The sequence below is a fragment of the Microbacterium sp. BG28 genome, from assembly GCF_034044005.1.
Lineage (GTDB): Bacteria > Actinomycetota > Actinomycetes > Actinomycetales > Microbacteriaceae > Microbacterium.
Genome location: NZ_JAXCHA010000001.1, coordinates 773,067 through 791,267, shown reverse-complemented (window position 1 = coordinate 791,267; position 18,201 = coordinate 773,067). Strand labels below are relative to the sequence as shown.

Here is an 18,201-nt window from a genome sequence, read left to right as displayed (position 1 = left end):
AGACCATAGGGCACGCACGGGCGCGCCGGCGGGGTGTGCGCGTTGCGGACCGGGCGTATCGCGCATCCTCCGGGCGTATCGCGCCTCCTCGGGGCGGATCGCGCACGTGCGTCGCCGCATCCGGTCGGTCGCCGCATCCCGTGTTCGGAGGACCCGTGTTGTTGCGCCGGGGGCGTGCGGTGGGCGTTTCGGGTCTCTCGAACAGAACTCAGGCGAAGAAGCCCGGAGCCGAGCCGCAGCCGGAGCGGAGCCGAGCCGCAGCCGGAGCGGAGCCGAGCCGGAGCCGGAGCGGTGGCCGGAGCGGGCGCGGGCGGGCGGGAGGTCAGCGAGCGGCGGCGACGAGCTCGGCGCCGCGCTCGGCGATCGCCACCGTCGGGGCCTGCGTGTTGCACGTGGGGATCGAGGGCATCACCGACGCGTCCGCCACCCAGAGTCCCTCGAGGCCCCTCACCCGCAGCGCGGGATCGACGACCGCGAGCTCGTCCGTGCCGATGCGCGCGGTGCCCGAGCAGTGGAAGAACGTGCCGATGTTCTCGCGCACGAATCGCACCTTGTCCGCGTGCGCGAGTCCCGCGGCCGGCGTGAGCGGGCCCTCCGCGATGTCGGCGTAGGCGGATGCGGCGACGAGATCCTGCACGGCGTCGAGCGCTTCGACCATCGCGGCGAGGTCCGTCGGATCGGCGAGGTAGTTCGGATGGATGTCGGCGGCCGCATCCGGATCCGCGGAGCGCACCCGCACCCAGCCCACGCTGCGTGAGCGGTACAGACCGGGGACCAGGGCGAAGACGCGGTTCCCGGAGAGGTCGTGCCGCGCGTGCAGCACGTCGTCGCCGCGGGAACCGTGCGCGACGACGGTGTGGAGGTCGGGGCCGGTCTCGGCGTAGGAGCTGCGCCAATTGAGCATCGCACCGCCCCCGTTGCCGATCACGGGACCGAGGTCGTGCCGGGCGCGGAAGTTCATGCCCAGGATCAGCGGGTGGTCCTGGAAGTTCTCGCCGACCCCCGGCAGATGGTGCGCCGCGCGGATGCCGGATGCGGCGAGCCGGCCGGCGTCGCCGATGCCCGACAGCTGCAGGAGCCGCGGGGTGTCGAGCGCCCCGGCCGCCAGCACGATGCGCGCGGCGCTGGTCTCCACGGCCACCCGGCCGACCGTGTGCCGCACGCCGGTGACACGGTCTCCGGTCAGCACGAGCCCGTGCACCCGGCTGTCGACGAGCACGTCGAGATTCGCTCGCCCGAGCGCGGGTTCGAGGTAGCCGCGCGCCGTGCTCCAGCGCTCGAAGGATCCGTCGTCCCCCTCGATCGCGTTGTAGTCCGGGTAGGTCGCGCCCTCGTTGGACGCCGCATTCGCGTCGTCGATCACGGGCAGGCCGCGTTCGGCGGAGGCGGCGATGAGCGCGTGCGCGATCGGGTGCACGTGCGCGAGGGGTCCGACCCGCATCGGCCCCGCGAGCCCGCGGTAGGCGGGGTCGCCGCCCGCGCGGGCCTCGGACCGGCGGAAGTACGGCAGCAGATCGTCGTAGCCCCAGCCGGTGGCGCCCGCATCCGCCCACGCGTCGTAGTCCGCACGGTTGCCGCGGTACCACAGCATGGCATTGGTCGAGGATGACCCTCCGAGCACCTTGCCGCGCGGCATCGCGAGCGCACGTCCGAGAACGTGCGGCGTGGGCGTCGACCGATAGCCGTGGTCGTACTCGCCGCCGATGAGGGCGTCCCAGTGCGCGGCCTCGAGGATCTCGCGCACACCGCGGTGGTCGCCCCCCGCTTCGATGAGGAGCACGCGGGCCGCGGGATCCTCGGACAGGCGCGCAGCCAGCACGCATCCGGCCGCCCCGCCGCCGACCACGATCTCGTCGTAGCCGGCGGCGGGGGTGCGAACGAGCGGCATCAGTTGTGCTCGCTCGGACCCATGATGCTGATGCCCTCCGTGGCCTCGACGTGGCGCACGAAGATGTACTTGTCCTCGCGTCCGTCGGAGTGCTTGCGCTTGATCCCGGGCTCGAGGATCCCGTCGGTCTTCGCGACGACGATGTACGGCTCGGATGCGGCGAGTCCCGCCGCGCAGTGCGCGTCGAACTCTTCGAGCGTCTCGGCGGTGAACGCCTTCTCGACACCGGCGCCGCGGGCGATCGCGGCAAGGTCGACGTGACCCTTCGCCGTGTGCGTGGCCGGACCCCCGATCGACTGGTACTGCTCGTTGTCCCACACGACGATGAACAGGTTCTCCGGGCGCTCGTTGCCGAGGGTCGCGAGGATGCCGAGGTTGAACAGCAGGCCGCCGTCGGTGTCGAGCGAGACGATGCGGCGGTGCGGCAGACCCACGGCGAGACCGAACGCCTCCGGCGTCACGCATCCGAGCTGCTGCTGGAACAGGCTCGCCTCGCGCATGTGCGGGGCGGCGTTGTACCACTCGTCGACGGCGCCGCCGAGGGAGAGGACGACCAGCTCGTCCGCGAGACGCGCGGCGAGCAGCTTCATGGCTTCGAATCGGGAGTAGCTCATCGGACCAGATCCCCTCCGAGGACGATGGCGGCGTGGTAGTACGACGCATAGGCGGTGTCGTAGGCGCGGACGATCGCCGTCTCGAGCTGGTCGACGTCGCGGACGATCGTGTACGGCGTGCGCAGTGCCTGCAGCAGCGGCTCCATCGTGATGCCGTGCGGGATGGCCCACCAGTTGTTCTCGCCCATCTCGCCCCGGTAGCTCATGATCATGACGACGGGGATGCCGGCGCCGAGTCCCATGCGGGCGAGGTGTTCGGTCGCGGCGCGGAGCCCCGAGTTCTCCATGACCAGCACGGCGCGCTTGCCCGAGAGGAACACGCCGCCGGCGATCGCGGCGCCCTCGCCCTCGTTGGTGACCGGGATGGTGCGGATGTCGGGGTCCGCGTCCAGAGCCGGGTACAGCTCCTTCAGCAGCGAGTCGGGCAGGTACGTGGCGACGGAGACGCCGGCTCGCTTGAGCCCGCGGATCACCGCCTCGACGGCGTCGGCTCTCATGTGCTCTCTCTTTCTTGCGGGTGGGCGCAGTCTCTTCCGGGTTTGGCGCGCTCTTCGTGCTTTGGGGCGGACATGTCGCGCCCCGAAGCAGGAACCGCGCCCCGAACCCCGGGACGAGTGTGGATCAGGACGGAACGGATGCGGCTTCGCGCGCCGCGAGCCGATGCGCGCGGTGCGTGGCGGCGAGGCGGGGGCCGCCGCCGAAGTGCTCGCGCAGCGTGGCGCCGGCGGGCGGGCTGACCCTGCCCCGCTCGGCCAGCACGGGCACCACGAGGTCGATGAACGCGCGGTAGGCGGCGGGGCCCCCGAACGTCGGCTCCAGCATGAGACCGTCGAGTCCGGAGCCGTCGACGATCGCTTCGATCTCGTCGGCGACCTGCTCGGGGGACCCGGTGATCTGGAACCCTCGGATGGCCTTGGTACGGAACTGGTCGAGGATCTCGCCCACCCGCATCTCGGCGTTCTGACGTGCATAGCGCTGGATGAGGGTCTGGCCGAGATCGGTGCGCAGGTCCACGACCCTGGTGTCGGGATCGATGCCGGTGAGGTCGAGTCCGGTGATCCCGGCGAACATGACCGCCGCATCCGCGCGCTGCAGCACGGCTTCGTACTCGTCCCGCAGGGCGCGTGCCTCGGCCTCGGTCGCGGCCACCGTCACGGTCATGCCCGAGATCACGGCGATGTCGTGCGGGTCGCGCCCGTGGGTCACGGCCTGCGCCCGGATGTCGTCGACGTGCGCCTTGGCGGCGGCGATCGACTGGCCCTGGATGAACACGGCCTCGGCGTTGCGGGCGGCGTAGGCACGGCCGCGATCCGAGGTGCCGGCCTGGAAGAGCACCGGTGTGCGCTGCGGGGTGGGCGGCACCGCGAAGATCCCGGCGGCGCGCTGGTACGTGCCCGCGACCTCCACGCGGTGCAGCTTCGCCGGGTCGGCGTACACGCCCCGCGCGCGGTCGCGCAGCTCGGCGTCGTCGTCCCAGCTGTGCTCCCACAGACGCAGGCACGTGTCGAGGAACTCGTCGGCGGCGTCGTAGCGCTGGTCGTGGTCGAGCGTCTCGGTCACCCCGAACAACTGGTCCGTCGTGGCCTGCGAGCTGCCGGTCACGACGTTCCAGCCGATGCGTCCGTCGGTGAAGCGGTCGAGCGTCGCGAAGCGGCGGGCTGTCCCGTAGGGCTTCTCCACGGTCGTGGGCGAGGTGACGACGAAACCCAGGCGCTCGGTCGCCCGCGCGAGCGTCGCGATGGCGAGCATCGGGTCCAGCGCGGGGAACTGGATGCCGTGAGCCGCCACCTCGTCGGGCATCCGCCCCTCGAGCGTCGCGTAGCCGTAGGTGTCGGCGAAGAACAGGAAGTCGAAGCCGGCCGCATCCAGTTCGCGCGCCAGATCGATCCAGTAGTCGAGGCGGTCCCAGTCGTCGCCGCGGCCCTGCGGATGCGTCCACGTCGGCATCCCGTTGGAGGGGTTCATCATCTCGAAGACCCCGAGCGCGATCCTTGTCATACGACCATCACCACCGACTTCGTCTCGAGGTAGTTCTCCAACCCCTGCGCTCCGTTCTCGTATCCCCAGCCGGACTCCTTGTGCCCGCCCTTGGGGAGCTCGGGACCCAGGAAGGAGTGGCAGTTGACCCACACGGTCCCCGCCGCGAGGCGCGCGGCGACACGGTGGGCGTTGCTCAGGCCCTCGGTCCAGATGCTCGCGGCGAGCCCGTAGTCGCTGTCGTTCGCCCAGCCGACGACCTCGTCGAGATCGTCGAACGGGGTCACGACGGCGACGGGGCCGAAGATCTCCTCGCGCATGAGTCGCGCGTACGGCGGGACGTCGGTCAGCACCGTCGGCGTGAAGAAGGTGCCGGCGCTTCCGGTACGCTCGCCGCCGGTGACCACGGTGACCCCGTCGGCCGCACCCTCGTCGACGTAGGCGGCGACGCGCCTGGCCTGCGTCTCGCTCACGAGGGGGCCGAGATCCGTGCCGGGCGCGAGCCCGTGACCGAGTCGCAGGGAGTCGCCGGCGGCCGCCATGCCGGCGACGACGTCGTCGTACACGTCGCGGTGCGCGTAGATGCGTGCGCTCGCGACGCACACCTGGCCGCCGTTGTCGAAGATGCCGCGCGAGACGCCCGCGACGGCGGCGGACAGATCCGCATCCGGCAGGATGATCGACGGCGACTTGCCGCCGAGCTCGAGCGTGAGGCGGGCGAGGCGATCGGATGCGGTCGCCACCAGTTTCTTGCCGACCGCGGTGGAACCCGTGAAGGCGATCTTCGCGACGCCGCGGTGCTCGACGAGCGCCTGACCCGTCTCGTGCCCGTAGCCGGTGACGATGTTGACCACGCCGTCGGGCAGCCCCGCCTCCTGCAGGAGGCGACCGAGATAGAGCGCGCTGAGCGAGGTGTTCTCGGCGGGCTTGAGCACGATCGTGCAGCCGGCGGCCAGAGCGGGGGCCAGCTTCATCGCCGTCATGATGAGCGGCGAGTTCCACGGCACGATCGCTGCGACCACGCCCACGGGTTCCCGCCGCGTGTAGGCGAACACGTCCTTGCCCTCGGGGGTGCGGGTGAGCGAGGTGGGGATCGTCTCGCCCGTGATCTTCGTGGGCCAGCCCGCGTAGTAGCGGAACTGCGAGATCGCGGCGGGGACCTCGCCGAAGCGGGCCGTACCGAGGCTCTTGCCCTGGTCGAGGGTCTCGAGCTCGGCGAGATCGTCGAGGTGCTCCTCCATGACGTCGGCGATGCGCCACAGCAGCTTCGAACGGTCGGCCGGCCGCATCCGCGCCCAGGCGGGGCCCTCCAGCGCGGCGGCCGCCGCGCGGACGGCGGCATCGACGTCGGCGGCGGAGGCGCGAGCCACCTCCGCGAGTGTCTCACCGGTCGCCGGGTCGAGCGAGGCGAACGTGTCGGATGCGGCGACCCAGCGTCCGCCGATGAGCAGGCGTCCGGGATCGTCGGCGAGGAAGCGGGCGACCCGCTCGCGGAGCGGCCCGTGATCGAGCGCGATGGTCATGGCGTGGCCTTTCAGTGGAACAGTCCGTCGAGCTCGCCCTGCGCCTCGATCCAGGCGGAGCGGCGGGCGAAGAGATCGGGAACCAGGGCGCGCACGCGGTCGATCAGTTCGCCGAGGTCGGCGTTCACGAGGCGGCCGTCCCGCACCACGATCGCGCCGTCGACGACCGTCATGTCGACGTCGGAGCCGCGCACCGCGTGCACGAGGTTGTGGTGGATGTTGGGATATGCACCGTCGGGCATGAAAGGGGTCATGCGGGGAGTGTCGGTGCGCACGGCCACGAAGTCGGCCTTCCGGCCCGGCGTCAGGGCGCCGAGCTCGTCGCCGCGACCGATCGCCGCCGCGCCGCCTCGGGTCGCCATGCCCAGCACCTGCCACGAGTCCATCGCGGCTGCATCCATCGTGCGGAGTTTGCCGAGCAGGGAGGCGACCTTCATCTCCTCGAACATGTCGAGGTTGTTGTTCTCCTTCTCGCCGTCGGTGCCGAGTCCCACGTTGACACCCGCGGCGAGCATCTCGGCCACGGGCGCCATTCCGCTGGCGAGCTTCATGTTGGAGACCGGGTTGTGCGAGACGCCGACGCCGCGCGCGGCGATGAGCTCGACCTCGGCCTGATCCAGCCACACGGCGTGGGCGATCATCGCGCGCGGCACATCGAAGAAGCCGAGCTCCTCGAGCGCGAACATCGGCCGGGCGCCGTGGCGGGCGGCGAAATCGGCCAGCTCGATCTCCGACTCGCTGCAGTGCGTGTAGAGACCGGTGCCGTAGGCGTTGGCCAGTGCGATCGCGCGGCGCTGACCTGCCGCATCCGCGTAGAACGGGTGCTCGAGTCCGACCCAGGGCATGACGCGCCCGTTGGCTGCGCCCGCCCACTCCGCCAGCATCCGCTCGTTGTCGTCGAGGGTGTCGAAGTAGTCGAAGTCGGGGTGCTCGCCGACGTAGTTGACCGTCACGACCCGGTTGCCGAGCACGGATGCGGCGCGCGCTGCGCCGTCCATGTAGCGCCACATGTCGACGACGGTCGTGGTGCCGGCCAGCAGCCCCTCGGCGTAGCAGAGCCACGCGGCGGCCTCGGCCTCGTCGGGGCGGAGCACGCGGTGCATCGGGTCGATGTGCAGTCGCAGCCACTCCCAGACCGGCAGGTGCTCGGCGGTGCCGCGCAGCATCCCGGAGTGGTGGTGGGCGTTGATCAGGCCCGGCATGAGCAGGCGGTCGGGCAGCTCGATGCGCTCGGCGTCGGGATGCGCGGCGATCAGCTCCGCGCGGGGCGCGATGTCGGTGATCGTGTCGCCGGTGACGAGGACGCCCGCATCCGTGAGGACGCGGCGCTCGTCATCCATCGTGACGACGACATCGGGCAGGAAGAGGCGCGCGGTGGGAGGCACGCTGCCGATCGTAGGTACCTATCGTTGATTACACATACCAATCACGTTTCGCGCGCGTTACCTCTCGGCCGAGCCGAGTGCCGGAACTCCAGAACTGCGAGCCGGGGAGGGGGTGCGAGCCGGCGCGGGCGCGGGTGAGGACCTCAAGCGCGGCGCTCAGCGCTCGGCGACGTGCACGAGCAGCAGCACGGCGGGCTCCGCGCCGTCGATGCGCCAGCGGTTGCGCAGTGCGCCGGGGTGCGAGAGGGCGTCGCCCGCGGCGAGCGTCCACGACCCCCGGTCCTCGAGCTCGACCGTGAGGGCCCCCGAGACGAGGTAGATCGTGTTCTCGCCGTCGGACTCGAACCACTCGCCCACATACGGCGCGCGAGCGATGCGGTACTCCTGCACGGTCGCACCGCGGGTGGCGGCCGAGGAGATGATCCGGCTGATGGCGCCGTCGTCGCTCTCGGAGACGGGAACGAGCTCGCCCTCGCCGCGGCGGACGACGTGGACCGGCTCCGGCTCCTCGTTCGCCGGCAGCAGCTCCGACGGGGAGATGTCGAGCACCTTCGCGAGCTTGAAGAGCGTGAGGATCGACGGCATCGTCCGGCCGCCCTCGATCTGGCTCAGGAAGGGCTGACTGATCTCCGCCGCGCCCGCCAGCGCCCGCATCGACAGCTTCTTGGCCGTGCGGGCGGCACGGATGCGGCGGCCGAGCGAGACGCCGATGTACGCCTCCGCGCCGGCGGGGCTCGCCGCATCCGGCGCGGTCAGGGCGTCGGTCGTCATCGACCCAGGATCGCACCGGCTCCGCCGGGCCACAAACCACCCGGCACCGGAGAGTGTTCGACGGACGCGATTCGTCGTGTCTCGGGCCTCGGGGCCGCGTTTCGGGTCCCTTGAGCCGGGGGAATCAGCACCCGACAGTGTTCGAGGGACGCGAATCGTCGTGCTTCCGGGGCGTGGGACAGCGTTCCGGGTCCCTCGAACAAGGGATGCCGCGCGCCGGGCGCGCGTTCCGGGGTCCTCGAAGCGGGATGCTGCTCACCGCTGTGCGAGGCGCCAGACGCGCTCGCGGGTGAACGGCTGCTGGTACGGGCGCACGCCCAATGCGCGGGCGATGGCGTTGCCGATCGCCGGGGCGACCGGGTTGTAGGGCGACTCGCTCATCGACTTCGCGCCGAACGGACCGAGGTCATCACGGGTTTCGGCGAAGTACACCTCGGTGTCGACGATGTCGGCGAACTGGGGCACCCGGTAGGTGCGGAACACCGGGTTCTCCACGCGGCCGTCCTCGTCGATCAGCACTTCTTCGTAGAGCGCGCTGCCGATGCCCTGCGCCGCACCGCCCTCGACCTGGCCCCGGCACTGCGCGGGGTTGAGGACCGTGCCCGCATCCGCGGACTGGATGGACTGGAGGATGCGGACGATGCCGGTCGAGGGGTCGACGGCCACGCGTACGGCGTGCACGTTGAACGCGAGAGAGCGCACCTCGCCGAGTTCCGCGCCCGTGGCCGTGAGGCCGTCCGGCGTCGCGTCGGATGCGGCCGTCACGATCTCCGCGAAGGAGAGCAGCCGGTCACCGGCGCGCACGCCGTCGGGGGTGAGTTCGGGTTCCGCATCCGGGACGAGCTCGCGGGCGATATGCAGCACCCGCTGCTCGAGGGCGAGGCACGCCGCGTAGAGCGCTTTGCCGGCCACCGTCACACCGGCCGAAGCGAACGCGCCCGTGTCGTGGCTGACGAGGTCCGTGTCAGCGGTCTTGAGGTCGAGCCGGTCGACGCCGACGCCGAAGACGGATGCGGCGATCTGGCGCAGCACCACCGTGGTGCCGTTGCCGAACTCGCTCGTGCCGGCGCGCAGTGCGTAGGTGCCGTCGGGGCGCAGGGTGGCGGTGGTGTGGGAGATGTGGCCGAACGGGGCCATCGTGGCGATCATCGCGACCGCCATGCCCTCGCCGACCGCCCAGCCTTCCGGCGCTTCGACGCCGTTGCCGCGCCGCAGCGCGGTCTCTGCCAGATCCAGGCACTGGTCGAGGCCGTACGAGCCCCAGCGCAGGTCGGGTTCGTGCAGCTCGTCGCCCGGACGGATGACGTTGCGTCGCCGGAGCTCGAACGGGTCCATGCCGAGGGTGAGGGCGAGCTCGTCCATCGCCGACTCGACCCCCAGGATCACCTGGCCGAGCCCGTAGCCGCGGAAGGCGCCGGAGGGGACGTTGTTCGTGTAGACGACCTCCGCATGGATGTCACGCACCGGCGAGCGGTACACCGTCATCGCGTCGGCGCACGCGTGGAACAGCACGCCCCGCGAGTGGTTGCCGTAGGCGCCGGTGTCGCTCAGCAGGTCGAGCTTCATCGCGGTCAGCACGCCGTCGCGGGTCGCGCCGAGCGTCACGGCGACGCGCATCGGATGACGCAACGCGGCGCGCTGGAACTCGTCGGTACGCGAGAACTCGTACGAGACCGGGCGGCCGGTGTCGAGCACCGCGAGGGCCACGAGGTCCTCCGTGAAGATCTCCTGCTTGCCGCCGAAGCCGCCACCGACGCGCGCAGCGAAGACCCGCACCTCGGCGGGGTCCCGACCGAAGATCCGCGCGATCTCGTCGCGCACGAGGAACGGCACCTGGGTGCTGGAGCGGATGACGAGCCGCCCGTCGTCGTCGATCCACCCGATCGAGCCGTGCGTCTCGAGCTGTGCGTGCGTCACACGACCGGTCTGCCAGGTTCCCGTGACGGTGACCTCGCTCGCGGCCAGCGCTTCCTCGACGTCACCGCCGTGATTCTCCTGCAGTGAGAGCACCGTGTTGCGATCGGCGTGTTCGACGCGGTCCTGCGGCGTGCGGTCGGGATGCAGCAGCGGCGCACCCGGGGTGCGGGCGGCCTCCGGGTCGAAGACGGCGGGCAGCACCTCGTAGTCCACCCGGATGGCGCGGCAGGCCGCATCCGCCGCCGCAGTCGTCTCCGCCACGACGGCAGCGACCCGCTGACCCACGTGGCGCACCACCGAGTCGAGCATGCGGGTGTCGTCGGGGTCGTCCGTGCGGTGCTCGTGCCGGCCGGTCGAGTACAGGACGTCGGGTACGTCCTCGTGCGTGTAGACGGCCACGACACCCGCGATCGCGCGCGCGGCGGTCGTGTCGATCGAGCGGATGCGGGCGTGCGCGTGCGGCGACGACAGCACACGCAGCACGAGGGTGCCGACGACGGGCTCATCGAAGGTGTAGGGCTCGAGCCCCTGCACGATCCGGCGCGCGGCGGGCGGGACGAGCGAGGTCCCGACGGCGCCGGTGGGCGCGGGTCCGGTCTCGCGCACGGGGCCCAGCACCGACGAGCGGATGGCCTCGCGGATGGGGCGATACCCGGTGCAGCGGCACAGGTTGCCCTTCATCTTGCGGTCGAGGTCGTCGAGATCGTGCTCGCAGACGGTGGATGCGGTCACGCTCATTCCGGGCGTGCAGAATCCGCACTGGAACCCGAAGTTCTCGGCGATCGCCTCCTGCACGGGGTGCAGCTCCTCGCCCGGGGCGAGGCCCGCGGCGGTCGTGACCGAGCGGCCCTCCACCCGCACGGCCGGGATGATGCAGGAGTGCACGGGCTCGCCGTCCAGCAGAACCGAGCACGCGCCGCAGTCGCCGGCGTCGCACCCCTTCTTGACCTCGGTGTGTCCGTGCTCGCGCAGAAGCGTGCGCAGGCACTGACCGGGCGCAGGCTCGGCCTCGACGCCGGTGCCGTTGACCTCGAACCTCATGCGGCCTCCTCCAGCTCGGCCCGGATCCGCTCCGCGAACTCGATGCTCACTCCGCGCCGCCAGTCCGCAGACCCGAGGGGATCGGTGTAGTACCCCGACACGGAACCGACGGATGCGGCGAGGGTCGCCGCATCCGGAAGCTCGGCGAAGCGCAGCACGGTGGGGACCGCGGTCGCGGCGGTGAGGGTGAACACGCTCGTGCCGTCCTCGTCGACGCGGCCGGTGACCACCGCCCCGGAGCGGCCCAGCTCGGCGAGGGCGATCTTGCGCAGGCGCACGGTGGAGCGCAGCGCGGATGCGGGGAACTCGAGCGCGCGCAGGATTTCATCGCGGGCCAGCACGTTGGTGCCGTTGCCGGTGGGCACCTCGGCCACGGGCATGCGGCGCTCGCCGCCGTCCGCCGTCCAGATGACGGCCGTCGCGTCCAGGGCCGCGGCGAGCGAGATCATGGCGCCCGCGGCGAACGAGCGGCACACGTTGCCGCCGACGGTGGCGGTGTTCCAGATCTTGAACGAGGCGAGGAGGGCGTGCGCCGCATCCGCGACCAGGTGCGCGGCGGTCCACTCGGAGGGCACCGGCGGCAGGTCGGCCGCGCGCCCCTCGGACCAGGCGAGGAAACGGGCGATCGTGCAGGTCGCCCCGACCCGCAGGCCGTCGTCGGTGAGCTCGATCTCGGGCCAGTCGAGGGTCGTGAGATCGACGAAGCCCGTCGTGCCCGGCAGGGGCTCGCTCATGAGCCAGGTGCCGCCGGCGATGAAGACCTCGCCCTCGTTCAGGCGCAGGTCGGACCGGCTTCGCGCCGGGCGGAAACTCGTGATGGTCGTGATGTCCACGGCTGCCTCGGGATGTTGGTCACATGAACAGCCCTCAGTGAACCAGGGCGGCGTTTCGTGGGTGTTTCGCGGGCGTGAGCCCGCGGTCCCCGGCGAGCAGGCTACGCCCGGACGCGAGCACAACTCCTGCAAAACCGTCGTGCCGTACTCTGCCTGGCCGTGAAGCGGCGGTTCTGCAGGAGTTCGCGCACGCGGATGTCGCAGGAGCCGTGCGGGCGCGGGCCGCATCCGCCCCGTCCCGGCGACGCAACTCCTGCAGAGCCGTATGTCGACACCGCCGCAGGCTCCGCCCGGCCGGTTATGCAGGAGTTCGGGCACCGTGGCGGTGCGGACGGTGGTCACCCGGTCAGCGCGGTGTCCACCCCGCGACCAGGATGCGGGCATTGTCCACGAGGTCCGCCGCCGCGGCGGGCTGAGCGCGCACGATGGCCATGGCCGAGAGCACGTGCGCGGTGCACGAGCGGGTGAGTACGGCGTGGTCCTCCGCATCCAGATCGGGGCGTCGGGCGGCGACGCCGGCGGCGAAGGCCGTCGTCAATTCGTTGCGGTACTGGCCGACTGCCCGCTTGACGTGCTCGTCGTCGGCGAGGGTGCCGCGCACGGTGTTCATCAGGAGGCAGCCGTGTTCGGCCAGATGTGTCCGAGGGGCTTGCAGTGCGGCGGCAAGACCGGTGAGGTAGGTCTCGAGCGCATCGGCGCTCACGTCGGGTCCCAGGAGAGGGGCGAGTCGTGGCCGGATCACCTCGTCGAGGTAGCTCTCGATCGCCGCGTCGAACAGCTCACGCTTGCTGCCGAACGAGTGGTACAGGCTCGAGCGGCCGAGCCCGGTGGCCGCCTCGAGGTCCGGAACGGATGCCTCGGCGTAACCGTGCTGCCAGAACACGTCGCGCGCCGCGCGTACGACCGCGTCTTCGTCGAAGGTGCGAGTGCGACCCATTCCGACCACCGCCTTTACTAGAACGTCCATTGCAGTATATATTGAAACGACCGTTGCAATAACAGGAGGATTCCATGCTCATCGTCGGACTCGTGCTCGCGGGCCTCGCGGCCGTGCTGCACGTCTACATCTTCTGGATGGAATCGTTCGCGTGGGATCGTCCCCGCACCCGTCAGACTTTCGGTCTGGGCAGCGACGAGCAGGTGCAGATGACGAAGCCGATGGCGTACAACCAGGGCTTCTACAACCTGTTCCTCGCCCTCGCGGTCTTCGTCGGCATCGTCGGCGTCGCGGCGGGAGCGACGGCTGTGGGCGGGGCGCTCGTGCTGACCGGCACCGGCTCGATGCTGGCGGCGGCCCTGGTGCTGCTGCTCTCGGATCGCACCAAGGCCCGCGCCGCGATCACGCAGGGCACGCTGCCGCTGCTCGCCGTCATCGCGACGACGATCGGCCTGCTGCTGCAGTCGAACCTGGCCGCCTGACCGCAACGACCCCGGGGACATCCACCCGATGCCCCCGCTTCCCTCACCCCACGAGAAAGAGGAACAACATGCGCGCCATCGTGCACTCCGCCTTCGGCGATCCCGCCGAGGTCCTTCACGTCGAGGATGCTCCGCTCCCCGAGCCCGGCGCAGGACAGGTCCGCGTGCGGACGCTGCTCTCGCCCATCCACAACCACGACCTGTGGACCGTGCGCGGCACCTACGGCTTCAAGCCCGAGCTTCCAGCGCGCGCCGGGACCGAGGCCGTCGGCGTCGTGGATGCGGTCGGTGAGGGCGTCGAGAACCTGAGCGTGGGTCAGCGCGTCGCCACCGGCGGCACCTTCGGCGTGTGGGCCGAGTACTTCATCGGCCACGCGGCCGCGATGATCCCGGTGCCCGACGCGATGGACGACGTCACCGCCTCCCAGCTCGTCTCCATGCCCTTCAGCGCCCTGAGCCTCATCGAGTTCCTCGAGCTCGAGCGCGGCGATTGGCTCGTGCAGAACGCGGCGAACGGCGCCGTCGGTCGCCTCGTCGCTCAGCTCGCGGTGGCCCGCGGCCTGAACGTGCTCGGACTCGTCCGCCGTGACGCGGGCGTGGCGGAGCTCGAGGGCCTCGGCATCGGCAACGTCGTCTCCACCGAGGGCGAGAACTGGCGCGAGCGCGTCGCCGAGATCACCGGTGGCGCCTCGATCGTCGCCGGAGTGGACTCTGTCGGCGGTGCCGCATCCGGCGAGGTGCTCTCGCTGCTGGCCGAGAACGGCACGCTGGTCGCGTTCGGTGCGATGGCCTCGCCGATCATGGAGATCGCCTCGGGCGACGTGATCTTCAAGCAGGCCACGGTCAAGGGTTTCTGGGGCAGCAAGGTCAGCTCGGCGATGGCGCCCGCGCGCCGCGGCGAGCTGCTGCGCGAGCTCGTGACCCGCATCGGCGAGGGCGTTCTCACCCTCCCGGCGTCGCACACCTTCAGCTTCGACGAGATCTCGGATGCGGCCCGCGCCAACTTCGAGCCCGGCCGCATCGGCAAGGTGCTGCTCAAGCCCTGACCGCGCGTCCTCTCACCGAGCGAGCACCCGTTCGCCGGGCGAGCATCCGATGGGGTGCTCACTCGGCGGACGGGTGCTCGTTCGCGCGTGGGCGGCAGGTCCGTGTTTCTCCTGCGTTACAAGAGTCGAGGCCACCATAAATGGCGAGTTACGGCGATGGCGTTCGGGGTGTGACGAGGCGGGCTCCGGCATAGATTCCGAGACGTACCGACCCGCAGACCGTTTCTCTGACTGCGTGATCGGTCCCCAGCCCCGTCCTGGTCGCCCGAGCGGGCGTCTTCCCGAAGGAGAATCACATGGCCGAAGCAGCCGTCAGGCCGCAAGAGCTGACCGAAACGATCGGAATCTTCCAGTCGATGAACCGGGCGAGGTGGATCGGATTCCTCGTCACCATCTTCGCGACGACATATGTCCTCTTCTCGGCCATGATCGTCATTCCCGTCATCTACAACTTCTACATCGTCTTCGCGGATGATCTCGGCGTCGTGAACTACATCGTTTCAGGCGGGCTGCTCATCGCCATCCTTGCGAATCTCGTCGGCGCCCGGCTCATGCGACGGGTGCGCAAGCGCACCTTGATGCTCGTGGGGATAGCGGTGTTCACGTTGGCCTCGACGTTCCAGGTCGCGATCCTCGATGTGACGTACGTCGCGATCATGGCGACCCTGGCGGGCGTCGGATGCGGGCTCGTCGTCGTCGCAGCCCCTGCTCTCCTGTCGGAGGCGTACCCGGACGAGAAGAAGCGCGGCACGATGCTCGGCTGGTACAACTCGCTCGGCTCGATCGTGGGCGCGTTGCTGAGTGCGGTGGCGGGCTTCGTCGCCGCCAATGTGAGCTCGTGGACCTCCGTCTACTGGCTGTACGCGTTCTCGGCCGTCATCTTCGTGCTGGCATTCGTCTTCCTCCCGAAGACGCCGACCGACACCGAGAAAGCGCAGGCAGCGGGAACGACGACCAGCGCCGACCGTATCCCCCTGCTCCCCATGGCCTCGCTGAGCCTCGCTGGATTCGCGCTGAGCCTTGTCTACATGGTTCCCGTGTACTTCATCTCGCTGATGGTGCTGCAGAACGGCTTGGGCGACGAGTCCGCGTCGGGTCTCCTGTCCTCTGCGACCACGATCGGCTCCGCCGTCGGGTGCGCCGTCTTCGGGGTGCTCTTCCGCTTCGTCGGTCGGGTGACGCCAGCCATCTCCTTCGGGCTGATGACCGTCTCCCTGTTGCTCCTCGGGACGGCGAACGTCGCCCTGGTGACGGCCGGATGCGTGATGATCGGTGTCTCCTACGGACTCGGTTTCGTCTATTGCACCGTTCGCGCCACAACGATCGTCGCACCGTCCAAGGTTGCGGTCGGTCTCTCCATCTCCTGGGCGGCGATCAATCTCGGGGGCTTCGCGACGACGTACCTGGTGAGCTTTCTCCAAGGAGCGTTCGGCTTGGATCCGGCCGGCCAGATCGTCGAGATCTTCCCGGTGCTGCTGTTGATCACCTCGATGGGCACGGTCCTCTCGCTCGGATCCCTCTTGGTCGCCAAGCTCTCGAAGGCTGGGGTGTCGGACGCCGCCGATCCGGTGTCCTGAGTCTCCGTGGCTGACGGCGTCCGCTTTCGGCGGGCGCCGTCAGCCACGGGGAAGCCGACGCGTCGGTTCTGCGGCTCGCTTCCAACGGGCGCCGTGACGGCTCAGCGTGATCCGGGTGCGTGCAGCGACGAAGTAGTCGTGGGCGAACTCGAACGGGACACCATGCTGCGAGTAGGTGACGCGCCGAATGTCCAGAAGCGGGTCGCCCGTGGTGATCCCGAGGACCTCCGCCTGCTCGGGAGTGGCCGGGCTGATGTCGATCGTCTCGTTCGCTTCGGAGGCTTCGATCTCGTAGTCCTCGAGGAGCGTGCGATAGACGCTCTGGGTGTGCGTGATGTTCTGGAATCCCGGCAGCATCCGGATGGGGAGGGTCATCGAGTCCAGTGAGAGGGGCGCATCGTCGGCGTCGCGGCGCCGCAGCAGACGGAACACCGGTTCACCCGCCTCGATCCGGAGGGCGCGGCACTCTACTGGCGTGGCGACCGCGATGCCCGAATGCAGCACGGTCGTCGTGACGCGGAAGCCCTGCTGACGCAGCATGTCGGGCACGCCCTCGATCGTGTTCAGGTGCCGTTCGATCTTGCCGTCCCAGCAGAAGACCCCTCCGCTCCTGCCGATCGTCCGGCGGATGCGGTGGTGCCGCTCAAGGACCTCGAGGGCGGCGCGTAGCTCCGATCTCGAGACCTCGAACTGCTCGGCGAGCGCTCTCTCCGCCCCGATACGCTCACCCGCGCCGAACCCCTGGACCTCGATGAAGCGCGAGATGCGATCGACGAGAGAGTCGTCCGGAGTGTTCATGGGGCCTTTCGGTGTCCTGCCTCGAATCAGCGCGCTGCCTCGGAGAGAACCGAGTCCAACGCGTCGACCGCTCTCGGGATGTCGCCGGCGGCGAACGCGAGCGGGGGACGCAGCTTGAGGATATTGTTGCCCGGACCGCACACGCTCGTGAGGACGCCGCGTCGCCGGAGTCCCTCGATGACGGCGAGGCCCAGCGCCGTGGCAGGGGTCTTGGTGTCGGCGTCAGTGACGAGCTCCAGAGCCGTGTAGAGGCCGGATCCGCGCACATCGCCGATGGCGGGGTGTGCGGATGCGAGTTCGGTCAACGCCGCCCGGAACGCGCTCCCCACCTCGAGGGCGTGCTGCTGCAGCCCCTCGGCGCGGATCGTGTCGAGCACCGCTTGTGCCGCTGCGATCGCCACGGGGCTGCCGCCGAAGGTGTTGAAGTAGGGGCGCGTGGAGCTGAACGGATCGAGCACGTGGCGGCGGGCGATCATGCCAGCTACAGGGAAGCCGTTGCCCATGGGCTTTCCCGTCGTGACGATGTCCGGGATCACTCCGTGACGCGCGAACCCCCAGAAGGACTCACCCGTACGGGCGAAGCCCGGCTGCACCTCGTCGGCGATGAAGACTCCGCCGTGTTCGTGGACGAGATCGATGGCGGCGGTGATCATCCCCCTCTCGCCGGTGAAGACACCATCCGAGGAGAACGAAGAATCGGCGATGATGCCGGCGAAGCCATCGCCAGAGCTCTCGATGTCTTGGATGGCGCGTTGCACCTGTGCGAGGAATGCGGCGCCTGCTTGCTCCGAGGAGCCGTGACGGTAGGTGTCCGGGGGGTCGATCACACGCAGCGTCGGGTCCATCGGTTCGGCACCCGCGAGTGAAGGCGAGTGTGCGGTGACCAGTGCCGTGTTCCCATGGTAGGCCTCGCTCGTCGCTATCCAGGCCCGTCCGCCGGTGAAGGTCCGACCGACCCGCAGAGCCAGGTCATTCGCCTCGGAACCGGTGCAGACGAACATCGTCTGGTAGTCATCGCCCGGCAGCGTTGCGCAGAGATCGTCCGAGTAATCGAGGATCGCGGTGTGGAGGTAGCGGGTATGGGTGTTCAGAGTCGACATCTGCCGGGAGACCGCCTCGACGACAGCGGGATGCGCGTGCCCGAGCGTCGGCACGTTGTTGTAGAGGTCGAGGTACTCATCCCCCGCCGCATCCCACACGTGGGCTCCGCGCCCCCGCACGAGTTCGACCGGCTTCTTGTAGAAGAGCCGGTATGCCGATCCCAGTCGCTCGTCGCGGCGAGCGACGAGCGAGCGCTCGCGTTCGGGGAGATCGGCCGCATCTGCGGCTTTGAAGCTGTTTCCCTCGAGGATGCTGGCGTTTCCGGTGGCGGCTGCGGCGTTGTCATGTATCACCCCTCTATCGTCCGCCGG

15 protein-coding genes are annotated in these 18,201 nt (G+C 70.0%); 3 read left to right on the top strand and 12 right to left on the bottom strand.

Features of this window, described 5'->3' with window-relative positions:
• Window positions 1-322: 322 nt before the first annotated feature.
• From SK224_RS03990 to SK224_RS03945, 10 genes are all read right to left on the bottom strand, one after another.
• Window positions 323-1,888, bottom strand: coding sequence for a GMC family oxidoreductase (locus SK224_RS03990; protein ID WP_320433491.1), 1,566 nt, complete (start codon window positions 1,886-1,888; stop codon window positions 323-325).
• On the bottom strand, window positions 1,888-2,502 hold the full coding sequence (locus SK224_RS03985; RefSeq protein ID WP_320433490.1) for a thiamine pyrophosphate-dependent enzyme: 615 nt from the start codon (window positions 2,500-2,502) through the stop codon (window positions 1,888-1,890). Before SK224_RS03985 ends, SK224_RS03990 begins: the two co-directional genes overlap by 1 nt.
• The gene (locus SK224_RS03980; RefSeq protein WP_243232221.1) at window positions 2,499-2,999 is read right to left on the bottom strand and encodes a thiamine pyrophosphate-binding protein; all 501 of its coding nucleotides are present in this window, start codon (window positions 2,997-2,999) and stop codon (window positions 2,499-2,501) included. Before SK224_RS03980 ends, SK224_RS03985 begins: the two co-directional genes overlap by 4 nt.
• 124 nt (window positions 3,000-3,123) lie before the next feature.
• The gene (locus SK224_RS03975) at window positions 3,124-4,500 is read right to left on the bottom strand and encodes an NtaA/DmoA family FMN-dependent monooxygenase (protein ID WP_320433489.1); all 1,377 of its coding nucleotides are present in this window, start codon (window positions 4,498-4,500) and stop codon (window positions 3,124-3,126) included.
• On the bottom strand, window positions 4,497-6,002 hold the full coding sequence (locus SK224_RS03970) for an aldehyde dehydrogenase family protein (RefSeq protein ID WP_320433488.1): 1,506 nt from the start codon (window positions 6,000-6,002) through the stop codon (window positions 4,497-4,499). The genes SK224_RS03975 and SK224_RS03970 overlap by 4 nt, the downstream gene beginning before the upstream one ends.
• 11 nt (window positions 6,003-6,013) lie before the next feature.
• Entirely contained in the window at window positions 6,014-7,387 is a 1,374-nt protein-coding gene (locus tag SK224_RS03965; protein WP_320433487.1) for an amidohydrolase, read from the bottom strand.
• A gap of 156 nt (window positions 7,388-7,543) precedes the next feature.
• A complete protein-coding gene (locus tag SK224_RS03960) occupies window positions 7,544-8,158 on the bottom strand; it encodes an XRE family transcriptional regulator (protein ID WP_320433486.1) in 615 nt (204 codons plus the stop codon).
• Between the two features lie 255 nt (window positions 8,159-8,413).
• The gene (locus SK224_RS03955) at window positions 8,414-11,116 is read right to left on the bottom strand and encodes a molybdopterin-dependent oxidoreductase (protein ID WP_320433485.1); all 2,703 of its coding nucleotides are present in this window, start codon (window positions 11,114-11,116) and stop codon (window positions 8,414-8,416) included.
• Entirely contained in the window at window positions 11,113-11,949 is an 837-nt protein-coding gene (locus SK224_RS03950) for an FAD binding domain-containing protein (protein ID WP_320433484.1), read from the bottom strand. Before SK224_RS03950 ends, SK224_RS03955 begins: the two co-directional genes overlap by 4 nt.
• Before the next feature lie 346 nt (window positions 11,950-12,295).
• Complete coding sequence (locus SK224_RS03945; RefSeq protein ID WP_320433483.1) at window positions 12,296-12,916, bottom strand: helix-turn-helix domain-containing protein; 621 nt, start codon at window positions 12,914-12,916, stop codon at window positions 12,296-12,298.
• Between the two features lie 44 nt (window positions 12,917-12,960).
• Between SK224_RS03945 and SK224_RS03940 the strand changes: the two genes are divergently transcribed.
• The 3 genes from SK224_RS03940 to SK224_RS03930 all read left to right on the top strand — a co-directional run bounded on the left by SK224_RS03940 (window position 12,961) and on the right by SK224_RS03930 (window position 15,991).
• Window positions 12,961-13,368 carry a DUF1304 domain-containing protein gene (locus SK224_RS03940; RefSeq protein WP_320433482.1) on the top strand — a complete coding sequence of 136 codons (408 nt, stop codon included), beginning with the start codon at window positions 12,961-12,963 and terminating at the stop codon, window positions 13,366-13,368.
• A 68-nt stretch (window positions 13,369-13,436) separates the two neighbouring features.
• Window positions 13,437-14,414, top strand: coding sequence for a zinc-binding dehydrogenase (locus tag SK224_RS03935; protein WP_320433481.1), 978 nt, complete (start codon window positions 13,437-13,439; stop codon window positions 14,412-14,414).
• 296 nt (window positions 14,415-14,710) lie between these two features.
• Window positions 14,711-15,991: an MFS transporter gene (locus tag SK224_RS03930; protein WP_320433480.1), complete on the top strand. Its 1,281-nt coding sequence runs from the start codon at window positions 14,711-14,713 to the stop codon at window positions 15,989-15,991.
• A 39-nt stretch (window positions 15,992-16,030) separates the two neighbouring features.
• Here SK224_RS03930 and SK224_RS03925 read toward each other — a convergent pair whose 3' ends face one another.
• Window positions 16,031-16,789 (bottom strand): GntR family transcriptional regulator, encoded by a 759-nt coding sequence (locus SK224_RS03925; RefSeq protein ID WP_320433479.1) that lies wholly within the window; start codon window positions 16,787-16,789, stop codon window positions 16,031-16,033.
• A gap of 26 nt (window positions 16,790-16,815) precedes the next feature.
• Window positions 16,816-18,183, bottom strand: coding sequence for an aspartate aminotransferase family protein (locus tag SK224_RS03920; RefSeq protein WP_320433478.1), 1,368 nt, complete (start codon window positions 18,181-18,183; stop codon window positions 16,816-16,818).
• Window positions 18,184-18,201 lie beyond the last annotated feature (18 nt).